Raw genomic sequence first — 13,407 nt, 5'->3', positions numbered from 1 at the left:
TTTACCTTGAATTTGGGTAAAATATGAAAAAAATAAAAAAAATCATATTTTCCCAGTTCATGCGCTTGGGTTTGGCGCCGGATTCATCTTATAATTTTAATAGATGAAGATTCGGCATCCAAATCCAAGCCAAGGCGGAGGCAGCTATGCACATACCGGATGGATTATTGATCGTTCCCGTTTGGGCTGTCTGCGACGCCGCCGCCGCAGGCGCCGTCATACTGTCGGCAAGGCAATGCCAGCAGCATTTTGAAGAAAAAACCGTTCCATTGACCGGAATTATGTGCGCGTTCGTCTTCGCCGCCCAGATGATCAACTTTCCCGTAGCGGCTGGAACCTCCGGGCATCTTTTGGGAGGCGTACTATCCGCCGTTTTCCTCGGCCCCTGGCTGGGGAGTTTGGTTATTTCGCTGGTTTTATTCGCGCAATGCTTCCTTTTCCAAGACGGCGGCGTCGCTGTTTTGGGTGCGAATATTATCAATATGGCGGTTATCGGAACCGGATTGGGCTATTTGATTTTCAAGTTATGTTCCAGTCAATTTTCCGGCAAAACCGGCTATTTCGCCTCCATCGCCATCGCTTCCTGGCTTTCCGTCGTTCTTGCTTCGGGCGCTTGCGCTTTGGAATTGGGTTTTTCGGGAACTTACCCCACGTTGTTGGCTTTGAAAGCGATGCTGGCTGTTCATGCGCTCATCGGCATCGGCGAGGCGATTATTACCACCTTTGTCGTTAGCGCCGTCTTGGCGCTGCGGCCGGATTTGGCCGCCTCGCGTCCATTGGAGGCGTCATCATGAAGAAGTCGGAAATTCTCATCGGTTTGGGATTGGCTTTATTCGTAGCCGTCGTTCTATCCCCCTTCGCTTCTCCGTCTCCGGACGGGCTGGAGCGGGTGGCGGAAGATCATGGTTTTCTCTCCAAAGCCGCTGAAGGGCCGATGACGCCGCCGATGATTCCCGACTACGCCATGCCCGGCATCTCCTCGGAAAAACTCGCCACGTCCGCCGCTGGATTCGTGGGAACCCTGATTCTCTATTTCGGCGGTTATGGGATGGCGCGCCTGCTGAAATCCCGCAAGAACGCCGCTTCGGACGGCTCGCCTCATGAAGCATGAGTTTCTCGATCATCACAGCTACGGCCATAGTTTTTTTCATCGGATGCACCCCGGCGCCAAACTATCGATGACCGTCATTTTCATTTTCTCTCTTGTTACCATCGGACCGGGACAGGAATGGGCGTTTCTGTTTTACGCCGTTTTGCTCGCCGCCGCTTTGATTTCCACAGGCGTTCCTATTCGGCATATAACCGCTAAAGGATTGAAAGTTATTCCCTTTTTACTTGTTATTACGATCTTCATTCCCTTTTTCAAACCGGGGGCGCCGCGATGGCGTTTTTCCATCGGCCCTTTGCCCGTCATCATCACGGAGGAGGGTTTTCGGCTTTTTCTCAACATCTTCCTAAAAGGAACGCTGGCGATTTATTCCACTGTATTTCTCAACCTCACCACGCCGTTTCATCGATTGCTTAAAGGTTTACAGTCGTTCGGAGCGCCGCGCATCGTTACCGACGCTCTGTCAGTCGCCTATCGCTATCTATTCGTAATCACGGATGAAAAAGAACGGATGCTGATGGCGCGGCGGTCGCGGCTCATCTACCCTTCCCTTTCCCTGCAATGGAAGAGCCTGTCGCAACTGGCGGGTGTTCTCTTTTTGCGCTCCTATGAGCGCGGCGAAAGGATGTATCAGGCCATGTGCGCCCGCGGCTTCGACGGAACCATCGTCGAACTAGACGATCAGCCGCTCGCGGCGCGGGACGTCGTTGTTGCGGCGCTGGTTGCCCTCGCCGCAATGGCGTTTCGGATTTGGCTTATTGAATTATAATACTGTTCCTTTATATTTGTCTGAATCATGATGGTCAGGATGAAAGGATGACTAGGATTACGGCATTTTGGATAGACGTTAAGTTTATGCTTTTTGAATCGCGAAGTCGCGAAAGAAATACAGGCGAGACGCCTGTTTTACCCGTGGAATTGCCATTTTTCCGTGGAATCCAAAAATCATCCGTGAAATCCGTGATGCGAAAATTTCGTGGAATTCGCGACTTTTCGTGGTTTCGTGGTTCAAAAATGTTAAAAATATTACTGTGATTCTATGACGCCAGCGATTCGATTGCATAACTTGAGTTTCACCTTTCCCGACGGCGCGCGGGCGTTGAAGGGAGTCTCCTTTGATGTCGCCGCTGGAGAGCGAATCGCGCTGATCGGCCCCAACGGCGCGGGGAAATCGACTTTGTTGACTTTGTTGAATGGGGTGTTGGCCGCCGATGGAGCGGTGGAAATATTCGGGATTCCCGTCGTTGCATCCAACCTGCATGAAATCCGCCGCCGGGTTGGTTTGGTGTTTCAAGACCCCGACGATCAGCTCTTCTGCTCCACGATTTTCGACGACGTGGCTTTTGGTCCGCTCAACATGCGCCTGCCCGCCGAGGACGTGCGGCGGCTGGTGAGCGAGGCGCTGGAGCAAGTAGGGATGACAGGCTTCGAGAAGCGTTCCGCCTTTCATCTCAGCGGCGGCGAGAAAAAGCGCGTATCGCTGGCGACAGTGCTGGCGATGGATGTGGAGATTCTGGCGCTGGACGAGCCCAGCAGCGCCCTCGATCCCGGCGCGCGGCGCTCGCTCATCCATTGGCTGAACGCCTGCGACAAGACGCTGCTCATCGCCACCCACGATCTCGACCTTGCCTACGAAACCACAAACCGGGCGATCCTATTAAGTTCGGGAAGCGTCATCGCCGACGGCCCCGCGAAGGAGATTCTGACGAACGAGGAACTTCTACAAAAATCCGGCTTGGAATTGCCTTTGAAATTGCAAAGATGAAAAAGGATGGTGGGCTACGCTTCGCTTTGAGCCCACCCTACACAATTCAAAATTCAAAATTCAAAATTCAAAATTATCTTTTCTCACTCCCATCCCGCCAGTTGAACGATGTCGCCTTTGCTATTCGTTCCATTGGATGGATCGTAAATATCTCCCATATCGTCCCAAACGCCGTCGGGTCCTCGATGGTAAATCCAATAGGTTTTCTTGGGCAGCTTGATTTGTATAGCCAGGGCTTCCGCCATGTTATTAAATCCAGGATGTCCAATTCCATACGCATCAATGTAATCCTTCCAAAAAGGAGAGTCATTTCCCATCTTAAGAGTTACGTTTTCGACAAAGGGAGCGAACGCTTTGATGCAGGCTACCTTCCAGGCGACATATTCCTTCCCTGCCTCATTACTATTGAATACGCAACGTAAATAAAATTGTCCGGGAGTATCGGGATCGGGAATGCAATCCTTGTCATTCCTGCTTTGATTGAAAAAAACCATGAATTGTTGCGCCAATAATTTGTAAACATAACTGTTAATCCAAAGCAGAGTATGGGAGGCCTCGGTATTCGCCGCTTCAATAATTCGCATATCCACTTGATCTTTCACTGGGCATTGGGATCGGAATTCCTCTTTCGTCGGCCAGACGCCGTTATGTTCGTCGCGGTAGCAGCGCGCCCAATAGGCGCCGATTAAGGCCAGGGCTTTTCCCTTAACGGATTCCATGCGGGAAAAGTAATTCTTGTTATAGGCAGCTTGCGAAACGCGGGAAGCGGCGTAGAGAAGCGGCGGGAAACGATGCGCCGCTTGTTCGGATAAAAATCCATCTTCTTTATAATAAACGGCGGGCAGCTTCTTGGCGCGTTTTTTCATGGCGGGCTTGGTCGTCCATTTCCCCAACAAAGAAACGACTCGATCGAAACGCAATTTCTTTTTCGGAATCATTCCCGCTTGCCTTAATAACGAAGCCGCCTTGGTTGGGGGATCTGCGGGCGCTTCACGTAAAAGAACGGCAGCGGCAAGATCGTTTGGCGTAGTACTCTCATTGGGCGGATTCCAATCCGTCAAAGGAAATAAGAGATACTCCAAATTGGTTGAAGCATCCCAATTTTCCGGATGCAAATCCATGAGGGTTTGCAGGATTAGCCGGTTCTCTTCTTTTCCCGGGTCCGTCCAGGCGAAGCCATTGAAGGAATTCAAAGCGATGCCTTTAACGGCGAAGCCGATCAATTGTTCGATAAGAGCTGGTCCATATCGCAGCGAATCGCCGAGACGAACGTTATCTTTCGCGTATTCGACCGCTTTCGCCTTATCGCCGCCGGTCCAATTGCGCCACGCCAAATGCTGCATCGCTTTGCTGACAAGTTGTACGCTCAAAAAATTCATAATGGCATATTCATTTGTAGAAAAATAGATTTCGCTTGGAGCGGCGATAAACGGGCCGCCCTCCAGAACTTTCGTAACGCAGCCGATTATATCCGCCGCAACGTTCAATCTGTCTTGAAATCCCTGCGGCGCGCCGGGAACGGCGACGAATCCCCAAGGTTGGCCGACGCTTTGAGCGTAATTTTCAAACTCGTTGATTTTGTCGCGAAACGAATTGGGCGAATTGCTTTGGCCGAACAATTCCATATAAGGCGTTTTGGCGCCGGGGCCGAAGCGGTCCCATATCGCCTGATTGAGCATCGTTGCGCATTCGATGGAATGCTCGCGTAGAATTCGCTGCTCGCGCCGGTCTGACCATTGGCTTAAGACAACAAGAAGAATTGCCAGAACGATGGATGCTTCCAATATTCTATTCAAAGGCCGCTGCATGATTTTTCTCCTGGTTAATTCAAGGATTGTTCAAGGGCAAAAACAACCTTGCCCTTGGCGCCCCGTCCATTATTTTAGTACTGAAGAGACGTTTTATTTCCTACGGCGTTTTCGAATCACGAAAACACGAAAAGGCTCGAATTCCACGAAATTTTTGAATCACGGATTTCACGGATGAATTGGATACCTCGGAGCAATTCTTTTATGGCGCTATTTTCTATGCAATCTTTTTTCTTTTCGCTTTTTTCGTGTTTTTATTTTCTTTCGTGATTTCGTGATTCAATCCAGAGGGCGAGGGAATTGTTTTAGTTGAGATTCATCATTCATCACTCATCATTCCCCTCACCCTATGCCTATATCAATGTTTGTAAGGAGGTAGAACAAATCTTTCCAGCCTGTCTTTACGAGGATGACGACGATGGCGAGGGCGGCGAAATAGAGCCGCGCTATGGCTATATGGCGTTTGAAAGTTCCGCTGGTTAAAAGATGGCGGTCGTTGGCCGCCATGCACCCCGCCAACGCCAGCGCCGCCAGCATTAGAAATAGTATCCAGGGGAAGAATGAAATGGAGGAAAGAAGATGATAACTGAAATCGCTCGTTCGCTGAAAAGCAAATAATGCGGCGATAATTTTGAAGAATTGCAGATAAGAGCATACAAACAAAACTCCCGCTATAGCCAAGATCGTTTCGAAAAAAGCGTAAATGGAATTACGCACAGCGTGCACAGTCAATATCCCGCAATGATAGGGAATTAATCCGAACAGAAAGAAGTAAGGAATCAATCTCCATCGCGCCGGACCATAATTGATAATATATGAGATAAATCCCCATTTACCACCTGCATTTTCAAAACGATAAGTATCGGGTAGATGAATACTTGAATTTCCAGACAAAAATGACAAGTAATACGCCGCCGTAATTAAAATGGCGATAACGCTGGCTAATGCCAATCCATAAAGATACTTCACCCAATAAATTTCACTGCGGGAGATGGGATGGTGATAGAGGACGCAGCCGGTTCCTTCCTTCTCTTTGGCGCTGTAAAGGTTGACCCCTAAGCCAGCCGATAGAAGCAATCCAATAAAAAAAGCGATAGGTAAAAATTCAGGTTGCTTATCTTGCCAAAACGCAATAGATGCCATGACGAATAAAGCTAGGTAAGCCAATATTAAGACTGAGAAAAGAATTGTTTCTTTCGCTTGCTTTCGTACTAGGAACCAAAATCGTCTAGGTGGAATGTTTTGGTTGATCTTCCTATAGCGGATAGCAATTAGCCATCCAATTCCCAGAACAATAGTCAAGATGCTTAGGAATTGGGAAAAATAATGGGATGCATACTGGTAGGATGCATAAGGATTTTTTATAATGTCATCGATCCATTGACTGCCCCCGCCTATAATCATGACGACGCACATGATCGCCATTCCCGACAAGATGACGCCGATGGATTGGGATAGAATGCGCGATAAAGGCAGGCCAATGAAATAGGCGATCGTCATGTAAACTAAGAGATAAGCGAAGATATGATCCTCCGTGGACCAGATCCTTACCCCGAGGAGGAGAAAAACATAAAACCATAGAACGTTGATAATCAGGGCTAGTCCAACGACGCTCAGCCCCGCCGCCGTCTTCTCCCCCCAGACTCGGCGGCGCGAGACGGGTAGCCGGCGCAAAAACCAATCGTGCTGCCCCGCCCGCTCCTCGCAGGACCAAAATGCGGCGGCGACGAGAGCGAACAGGATGCCGACAATAACCTGCACTTTGGGAAACCAGTTGTATACGGCAAAATCGGAATACAATCCCATCCCGTGTGGCAAATGGGTCAGCGAATTCATGACGGGAACGAAAATCAAGATCGCCGCCTGCATTCCCAGCGCGCCCAGCATCATTACGGCGAGCAGATGAAAATCCTTGCGAAAGATGGCGTAAGATTTCGTATTCATGATCCCACCAAATCGACGAAGATATCTTCGAGCGTCATTTCCTCGATGATGATGTTGGAGGCGCCGGATTGCTTCAATTCGCCCGGCGTTTTTTCCGGATCGAAATCGCGGCAAGTAACCAGCGCTTCCCGCCCGTTTTTCTTGACGGCGATGGCGCCGGGGAAGTTGATATGGCTGGGGATGCCTTCATCGAAAATCAGCCGCGCCCGCTTCGTCCGCCGATGCAGCTCGTCCAGCCGGGAAGCCATCTCGATGCGGCCTTCTTTGACAAAGGCGACGTGATCCAACAAGCCGGAGAACTCGTTCAACAAGTGGGAAGAGACCAGGATGGTTTTGCCCGCGTCCTGATATTGCCCCAAAATGGTTTCGATGAAATTGCGCCGCGCCGCTGGATCCAGGCCGCCCGTCGGCTCGTCCAAGACTAACATAGGCGGCTCAAAGGATAGCGCCAACAGCAGCGCCAGCTTGGCTTTTGTTCCCTTGGATAAGCCTTTGACCGCCATGTCGCCGTCCAGCTTGAATTCCGATTTCAGCGAATGGCACAGCGTCCAATTCCAATCGGGATGATAGGCCGCGACCAGAGCGACGAGTTGGTCTACTTTCATCCATTCGTAAAATCCGTAAATTTCGGGGACGTAGCCCGTTTTGCGGCGGATGGCGACATCGTCCTTTTGCGGATTCATCCCCAAAACCTGGATTTTTCCTTCCGTGGGCGGCAACAGCCCCATCAGCATGTTGATAGTCGTCGTTTTGCCGGAACCGTTGGGACCCAGCAGGCCGACGACGGCGCCTTGAGGAACCTTCAGGTCGAGATGGCGAACCGCCCAACGGGCGCCGAACTTGCGTCCCAACCCTTCCGTAACGATGGCGAAATCATTCATGTTCGCTCTCCTTGCCCAATTTGCCCGCGCTCTTGCGCAGCATTTCGATGACTTGTTCGAGGGGAATTTGGTGATGATAGGCTTCCAGCGCCAGCTCATCGGTTATGCGCGCCAGCGCCTTCAGGCGTTCTTTTCGTTCCAGGTTGGGGCCTGCGTCCGTAACGAAACAGCCTGATCCCTGCCGTGGACGGACCAGCCCCAGATGCTCCAACTCCAGGTAAGCCCGGCTCACCGTATTGCGGTTGACGCGGGCCTGAACCGCCGCCTCCCGGATGGTCGGCAGTTGATCCCCCGGCTTCAGAGCGCCCGTGGCGATGGCCCTGCGGATGCAATCGACGATCTGCAAGTACGTCGCCTTCGGATTGGACATATCGATTGTGATTATCATTGTACTATGAATACTAGGACAATTATTACAGAGTGTCAACTCAATTTTGCATTTTTTAAGATTTTTTTTATTAGATCGTGCCTCTTGCAAAATTCCATTATTCCTCCCCCAAGCCTGGGGGAGGTTAGGAGGGGGTTGTTCTAAGTCTATTAAAATCAACCCCCCTCTAACTCCCCCCAATCTTGGGGGGAGAATTAAAAAAGCGGATTTTATGAATTTTGCAAGAGCCTCAGATATTTTAAGGATAGAAAATTAACCCGCCGTTGAAACGGCTAGCTATTGTCGTTTGCCCCTTTAAAGGGGCATTTGATAATAGCCCAGCCTTTCAAGGCTGGGATGCGAAAATCATCGATTTTAGAATGTGGCCAAACCGTAAAGTGGAAAAATCATGATTTATCGAAATCCTAACGTTGAATAAATCTTTCGATGGGAGTATTCAAATAGAAACGAACTATCGTTTTTCAATCCAAACGAATTTCGAGGTGATATCGCATGGTGGCCAACCAATTCTTACGCTTTTTATCAGGTATTTTATTGTTCGCTGCTTTTCTGGTTTTCTCGTTTTCGGCCCAGAGCGCGCCCCTTCATACGAAAAACGTCATATTGGTTACGGTGGACGGCTTGCGCGTGCAGGAAATGTTCGGCGGAGCCGATCCGCTTTTGATCGACAATCAAAAGAAATCGGGCATCGAAAGTCTCGACGAATTCAAGGCGAAATACTGGCGGGATACTCCCGAAAAACGGCGCGAGGCGATGCTACCCTTCTTATGGACGGAACTGGCCAAGCAGGGCGTTATTCTGGGAAACCAAGCGAAAAACAGCGTTGTCCGCGTTAAAAACGAACATAAATTTTCCTATCCCGGCTATGCGGAAATTTTGACGGGGCAGCCGCAAGAGAAGATCAAAAGCAACGACCTGGTTCCCAATCCGGCGCCAACGGTATTGGATTATCTGAAGAAGAAATTGCAACTGGGCGAAACCGGAATCGCTGCTTTCGGATCGTGGAACGTTTTTAATGGCATCGCCACGCATGAGGACGGCTCGATCTTCATTAACGCGGGTTACGAAGCCATGCCCGATCGCCTGCTGACGGAAGGCATGAAATTTTTGAACCATATCCAATTCCAGATCATGTCGCCTTGGGATACGGTGCGCTTCGATGCGGTGACGGGCGGATTGGCGTTGGAATTTCTCAAAGCCTACAAGCCGCGCTTCCTCTACGCCGCTCTCGGCGAAACCGACGACTGGTCGCATGAAAGACGATACGATCGCTACGGCTTCGCCGCCCATTATTTCGACGGCTTCTTACAGGAATTATGGACTACCCTGCAATCTTTGGACGAATATCGCGGACAAACCAGCCTGGTGATCCTCACGGATCATGGACGCGGCAATACGGAAGAGGATTGGGTGGATCACAACGCCAAAACCCCCGGTTCTGAAAACGTATGGATATCCGTCATCGGTCCGGACTCTCCTGATAAAGGGGAATTGTCGAATACCAAGCCTTATTACTACAGCTCGGCGGCGGCGACGATCGTGAAATTATTCGGATTCGACTATAAAGAATTCAATCCGCAAGCCGAACCGCCTATTGAAGAGGCGTTCGAGTAAACTTTACAAACTGGATTAGAGAGAAGGGTGGGCTACGCTTCGCTTTGATCTCACCCTACAAGGTTAATTCATGAAAAACGCCGCTATAAGATGCATCGCGGCGCAGGCGTAGAGGCTGGCGATGAGATCGTCGATCATGATGCCGACGCCTCCGTGAAGGTCTTGCAGGCGGCGGGCGGGAGGCGGCTTGATAATGTCGAAGATGCGGCATAGAACGAAGCCGGGGATAGTGTATTTCAGGCCGGGAGGAAGAAAGAGAATCGCCAGGCAATAGCCCGCAACCTCGTCGATATTGATGCGGGAATCGTCCTTGACGCCCGAAAAACGTTCCACAACTTCCGCGCTCCAAATTCCGATCAGGATGACGGCGAGAAGGATCGCCAGCGCGGCGGGCCAGTTTTCTAAGGTGAAGGCGTTGGGAAAAAGGAAGGAATGAACGGCCCAGGCAATGAGAGCGCCCCAGGATCCGGAAGCGGGAAGATGGCCTGTTCCAAACGTCGTCGCCAGCAGATAGGCGAATTTTTGCAGCAGCGAAGCGGCGGCGAAACCGGCGGGCAGTCCCTTCCAACCGGGGCATAGGGGTTTCTTGGGGCTATGGCTTGTCATTGTAAATTTTAAGATCGGCGTTGATGTGGCCGTAGAGGTTGTCCTCGTCGGCTTCCGTGATGCGAACGTTCGCAAATTCTCCGACAGCCGCTTTTCCGCCGCATACGAATACCTGGCCGTCCACTTCGGGCGCCTGACCTTGGTAGCGTCCCCAATAGCCGCCGCCTTCCGCCGCTTTGGCGTCAATCAATACTTTCATAATCTCGCCGACAAAACGCTGGTTTTTGGCGCGAGCGCGGTCGGCAGCCCAATCCATCAAGGCGGAGCAGCGCTTCTCCTTGATACGGTCGGAAATCTGATCGGGCAGTTCCGCCGATGGCGTTCCCTCCTCGCGGGAATATTTAAAAACGCCGACGCGGTCGAAATCGATCTCTTCCAATAATTTCAACATATTTTGAAAATGCCGATTTTTCTCGCTGGGAAATCCTACCATAACCGTTGTCCTCAGCGAAATGTCTGTACGCGCGGCGCGGATCAAATCCACCGCCTGCCGTATATGCTTGTCCGACGAGCTTCTCCTCATGATTTCCAGCATTTCCGGATCGCCGTGCTGAATGGGAATGTCCAGATAGGAAACCAATTTGCGGCTGGAGGCGAATACGGCGGCCAGGCGCTTATCCACCAAATGAGGATAGACGTACATCAAGCGGATCCATTCGAGTCCCTGAATCGGCTCCATCTTGGTCAGAAGATCGGCGATGGCGGCATGGCCGTATAAATCCCTGCCGTAAGAAGTTGTATCCTGGGCAATGACTACCAATTCCTTGGCGCCGCCTGCCGCCAGCGACTTCGCTTCCAAGAGAATCTCTTCCATGGGACGCGAACGCAGTTTTCCCCGCATAATGGGAATGGCGCAGAAACTGCACGTGTGGGAGCAGCCGTCCGAGATGCGCAAGTAAGCCATGTGAGGCGGCGTCGTCAACAAGCGGGGAGCGTAGGGATGGGATGGAATCGTATTGAGCGGCTTCCGGCCCAACGCTTCCCAAGCTACTTGTAGGAAGGATTCTTTATCGTTCACACCAATAAAAGCGTCCACTTCGGGAAATTCTTCTTGAAATTCCTGACGGTAGCGCTGGATCATGCAGCCCACCACGACGAGTCGTTGGGCGGGATTGTTTTGCCGTATTTGGATTAAATCCAAGAGGGCGGCTATTCCCTCTTCTTTGGCGGGGCCGATGAAGCCGCAGGTATTGAGCACCAATAAATCCGCTTCTTCTGGATCGTGCACCAGAACCATGCCGGAGAGAGACAGTTTAGCCATCATCTCTTCGCTCTCCACCAGGTTTTTGGGGCATCCCAGAGAGGTGAGGTGGTACTTCAACACCCGGCTGGACGAGCGCAGGCTCTGTTCCTGCGTTATATGGGGATCGTAGAGGCTCATAATCGGCATACCGTTTTGCTAATTGTCTTATTCTAATTGAAACATTTCGAAATGAGTACCTTGACGCATGGTAACGAGACATGAATGGAGAGGATTATAGCCAAGGAGAGGCGTTCGTCCAGAGAACGATTCCACTCTCCGGACATCTTTTCGCATGGAATGAGAGGGATCGATTTGATATGTACGGCGAGTGCGGTTATCATATGGCGTAAGGGACGATTCGTCCGCGTAATAGATTTATGGGTTATCCACGAACGCGTAAGCGAAGGACGGCGGCTCGAAAAAGTAACAAAAATAACGTTTCTGCATATAAGAAGATAGGTCAATAGAGATGAATGTCATCGACGTCAAAGTGCGCGACCGGCGCGTAGTGGCGCGGTTCAAAGAGGATGAGATCCCCCTGCTTCCACGCGAATTCTGCCTGGTCGATATCGAAGGGGATAAAGAGATCGCCAAGGTTAAGACTCCCGCTTACGCCTGGCAAGAGGACCTTCCCCCCGAAGCGGAAGTCTTCGTTCTGCGCCGGGTGGAGAAGGAGGATATGGAAATCGTGCGGGAGAATCGCGCCATCGAACGCGAAGCCTACGCCATCGCCCTGGATAAGATTCGCGCCCGTGATCTGCCGATGTCGCTGGCAGGCGTGGAGCGTTCATTCGACGCCAAAAAAATGCGCTTCTTTTTTACGGCGGAGCATCGCATCGATTTTCGGGAATTGGTGAAAGATCTGGCCGCCGTTTACAAGACGCGCATTGAAATGCGCCAGATCGGCGTCCGCGACCGTTCCAAAAAGACCGGCGGATTCGGCATCTGCGGACAGGAATTGTGTTGCTCCCGCTTTCTGCAGCAGTTCGATCCCATCACGATCCGCATGGCGAAGGAGCAGAACCTCGCCCTCAATCCCACGAAGATTTCCGGCCTATGCGGCCGCTTGATGTGCTGTCTCGCTTACGAAACCGACGATTACGTCAAAGCGCGCAAGGAATTTCCCAACGCCGGAACGTGCGTACAAACGCCGGAAGGCGAAGGCGCAGTCATGGAGATGAACTACGTCAAGAACACCGTCAACGTCCGGCTGGCCGAAGGCCGCATCCGCGAATGCCGATTGGACGAAATGAAGATTTTGGCGGAGAGGAAGTGAGGGATAATAATACCGAGAATTCCAATCTCTTATGTTGGTCGTCCAGAAAAATTAGAATCTCTTTTATATAATGGAAAAACTTGCTTGACGGTTAGACGGAGGGGATTCATCCTTCACAAAACTCCCGTAGTTCTTGCAGAATTTCTTCATGGCTGCGCGGCGAGATGCCAAGGCGGTCCACTGCATCTAAGGCTTTTCACAGTTCCGGCCAATTCGTTTCATTGCGGGACTCGTCTGTTTCTTCATCGGCGACTAAATTAAGTTCTTCCAAACCATTTAAATGTTCAGGATCTTTCACTTTCAAGGCGCCGTCTTTTTCGACAACTACTCGGACAATCATCGGTTCTGCGCCCTTTCTTTTTTTAAATTCCAAATTTTCTTCTCAAAGCCTCTAACTACATAATCCAAACCTTCACTTTAATAATACTTCCCCATCAATCGCGATAAGAGGGGGAAGAAGCGGTTGGTTTGCAGAAGGATCGCTAGGGAAAGCAGTATTAAAAAGAGGATACTTGCGGCGGCGGAGAGCAGCCATCCGCTCTGGGGAGCAACATAAGTAAGCTTTATCTCCCGCGTTTTTGCGGGCAATGGCAAGACGCGTAGTCCTTCATGAGTTGCAATGCGCGGCAGCGTCATTATCTCCTCACTTTCCAGCGTTGCTTCCGCCTTCCAGCCGGGATAATCCCATTCGGCGAGACGCAGCCATTGCGGTTCGCTGGCGGCGTATTGAAATGCAATACGATTCGGTTCGTAGCGCATCGCTTCGATTTCCGC

14 protein-coding genes are annotated in these 13,407 nt (G+C 51.0%); 6 read left to right on the top strand and 8 right to left on the bottom strand.

The features are described 5' to 3' along the window. Positions 1 to 146 precede the first annotated feature (146 nt). The 4 genes from AB1656_11095 to AB1656_11080 all read left to right on the top strand — a co-directional run bounded on the left by AB1656_11095 (position 147) and on the right by AB1656_11080 (position 2,873). Positions 147 to 794: an energy-coupling factor ABC transporter permease gene (locus AB1656_11095; GenBank protein ID MEW6235924.1), complete on the top strand. Its 648-nt coding sequence runs from the start codon at positions 147 to 149 to the stop codon at positions 792 to 794. Further along, entirely contained in the window at positions 791 to 1,111 is a 321-nt protein-coding gene (locus AB1656_11090) for a PDGLE domain-containing protein (GenBank protein MEW6235923.1), read from the top strand. The genes AB1656_11095 and AB1656_11090 overlap by 4 nt, the downstream gene beginning before the upstream one ends. Next, complete coding sequence (gene cbiQ, locus AB1656_11085) at positions 1,101 to 1,877, top strand: cobalt ECF transporter T component CbiQ (GenBank protein MEW6235922.1); 777 nt, start codon at positions 1,101 to 1,103, stop codon at positions 1,875 to 1,877. The genes AB1656_11090 and cbiQ overlap by 11 nt, the downstream gene beginning before the upstream one ends. 270 nt (positions 1,878 to 2,147) lie before the next feature. Beyond that, on the top strand, positions 2,148 to 2,873 hold the full coding sequence (locus tag AB1656_11080; GenBank protein ID MEW6235921.1) for an ABC transporter ATP-binding protein: 726 nt from the start codon (positions 2,148 to 2,150) through the stop codon (positions 2,871 to 2,873). An 83-nt stretch (positions 2,874 to 2,956) separates the two neighbouring features. Here AB1656_11080 and AB1656_11075 read toward each other — a convergent pair whose 3' ends face one another. The 4 genes from AB1656_11075 to AB1656_11060 all read right to left on the bottom strand — a co-directional run bounded on the left by AB1656_11075 (position 2,957) and on the right by AB1656_11060 (position 7,876). Continuing rightward, the gene (locus tag AB1656_11075; GenBank protein MEW6235920.1) at positions 2,957 to 4,681 is read right to left on the bottom strand and encodes a hypothetical protein; all 1,725 of its coding nucleotides are present in this window, start codon (positions 4,679 to 4,681) and stop codon (positions 2,957 to 2,959) included. A 342-nt stretch (positions 4,682 to 5,023) separates the two neighbouring features. Then, positions 5,024 to 6,625: a hypothetical protein gene (locus tag AB1656_11070; GenBank protein MEW6235919.1), complete on the bottom strand. Its 1,602-nt coding sequence runs from the start codon at positions 6,623 to 6,625 to the stop codon at positions 5,024 to 5,026. Then, positions 6,622 to 7,506 (bottom strand): ABC transporter ATP-binding protein, encoded by an 885-nt coding sequence (locus AB1656_11065; protein ID MEW6235918.1) that lies wholly within the window; start codon positions 7,504 to 7,506, stop codon positions 6,622 to 6,624. The genes AB1656_11070 and AB1656_11065 overlap by 4 nt, the downstream gene beginning before the upstream one ends. After that, the gene (locus AB1656_11060; GenBank protein ID MEW6235917.1) at positions 7,499 to 7,876 is read right to left on the bottom strand and encodes a GntR family transcriptional regulator; all 378 of its coding nucleotides are present in this window, start codon (positions 7,874 to 7,876) and stop codon (positions 7,499 to 7,501) included. Before AB1656_11060 ends, AB1656_11065 begins: the two co-directional genes overlap by 8 nt. A gap of 510 nt (positions 7,877 to 8,386) precedes the next feature. On the opposite strand from AB1656_11060, the gene AB1656_11055 reads away from it, so the two are divergent. Beyond that, entirely contained in the window at positions 8,387 to 9,508 is a 1,122-nt protein-coding gene (locus AB1656_11055) for an AP protein (protein ID MEW6235916.1), read from the top strand. 63 nt (positions 9,509 to 9,571) lie between these two features. Here the strand turns inward: AB1656_11055 and AB1656_11050 are convergent, their stop codons facing one another. Beyond that, positions 9,572 to 10,114, bottom strand: coding sequence for a phosphatidylglycerophosphatase A (locus AB1656_11050; GenBank protein MEW6235915.1), 543 nt, complete (start codon positions 10,112 to 10,114; stop codon positions 9,572 to 9,574). After that, the gene (gene rimO, locus AB1656_11045) at positions 10,101 to 11,504 is read right to left on the bottom strand and encodes a 30S ribosomal protein S12 methylthiotransferase RimO (GenBank protein MEW6235914.1); all 1,404 of its coding nucleotides are present in this window, start codon (positions 11,502 to 11,504) and stop codon (positions 10,101 to 10,103) included. Before rimO ends, AB1656_11050 begins: the two co-directional genes overlap by 14 nt. Before the next feature lie 322 nt (positions 11,505 to 11,826). Here rimO and ricT point away from each other — a divergent pair, with 322 nt between their 5' ends. Beyond that, entirely contained in the window at positions 11,827 to 12,633 is an 807-nt protein-coding gene (ricT, locus tag AB1656_11040) for a regulatory iron-sulfur-containing complex subunit RicT (protein MEW6235913.1), read from the top strand. Between the two features lie 196 nt (positions 12,634 to 12,829). Here the strand turns inward: ricT and AB1656_11035 are convergent, their stop codons facing one another. Further along, positions 12,830 to 12,973 carry a hypothetical protein gene (locus AB1656_11035; protein ID MEW6235912.1) on the bottom strand — a complete coding sequence of 48 codons (144 nt, stop codon included), beginning with the start codon at positions 12,971 to 12,973 and terminating at the stop codon, positions 12,830 to 12,832. Positions 12,974 to 13,050: 77 nt separating this feature from the next. Further along, positions 13,051 to 13,407: hypothetical protein (locus tag AB1656_11030; protein ID MEW6235911.1), on the bottom strand; the 357-nt coding region annotated here is incomplete at its 5' end.

The sequence above is a fragment of the Candidatus Omnitrophota bacterium genome, assembly GCA_040755155.1.
Classification (GTDB): Bacteria; Hinthialibacterota; Hinthialibacteria; order Hinthialibacterales; family Hinthialibacteraceae; genus JBFMBP01.
The sequence above is the reverse complement of the archived record's forward strand: the minus strand, read 5'-3'. Positions and strand labels throughout refer to the sequence as shown.

Bases quoted from the DNA above. Each gene is read 5' to 3' on its own strand.
- AB1656_11095 (MEW6235924.1), top strand. From the start codon at position 147: ATGCACATACCGGATGGATTATTGATCGTTCCCGTTTGGGCTGTCTGC.
- AB1656_11090 (MEW6235923.1), top strand. From the start codon at position 791: ATGAAGAAGTCGGAAATTCTCATCGGTTTGGGATTGGCTTTATTCGTA.
- cbiQ (MEW6235922.1), top strand. From the start codon at position 1,101: ATGAAGCATGAGTTTCTCGATCATCACAGCTACGGCCATAGTTTTTTT.
- AB1656_11080 (MEW6235921.1), top strand. From the start codon at position 2,148: ATGACGCCAGCGATTCGATTGCATAACTTGAGTTTCACCTTTCCCGAC.
- AB1656_11075 (MEW6235920.1), bottom strand. From the start codon at position 4,681: ATGCAGCGGCCTTTGAATAGAATATTGGAAGCATCCATCGTTCTGGCA.
- AB1656_11070 (MEW6235919.1), bottom strand. From the start codon at position 6,625: ATGAATACGAAATCTTACGCCATCTTTCGCAAGGATTTTCATCTGCTC.
- AB1656_11065 (MEW6235918.1), bottom strand. From the start codon at position 7,506: ATGAATGATTTCGCCATCGTTACGGAAGGGTTGGGACGCAAGTTCGGC.
- AB1656_11060 (MEW6235917.1), bottom strand. From the start codon at position 7,876: ATGTCCAATCCGAAGGCGACGTACTTGCAGATCGTCGATTGCATCCGC.
- AB1656_11055 (MEW6235916.1), top strand. From the start codon at position 8,387: ATGGTGGCCAACCAATTCTTACGCTTTTTATCAGGTATTTTATTGTTC.
- AB1656_11050 (MEW6235915.1), bottom strand. From the start codon at position 10,114: ATGACAAGCCATAGCCCCAAGAAACCCCTATGCCCCGGTTGGAAGGGA.
- rimO (MEW6235914.1), bottom strand. From the start codon at position 11,504: ATGCCGATTATGAGCCTCTACGATCCCCATATAACGCAGGAACAGAGC.
- ricT (MEW6235913.1), top strand. From the start codon at position 11,827: ATGAATGTCATCGACGTCAAAGTGCGCGACCGGCGCGTAGTGGCGCGG.
- AB1656_11035 (MEW6235912.1), bottom strand. From the start codon at position 12,973: ATGATTGTCCGAGTAGTTGTCGAAAAAGACGGCGCCTTGAAAGTGAAA.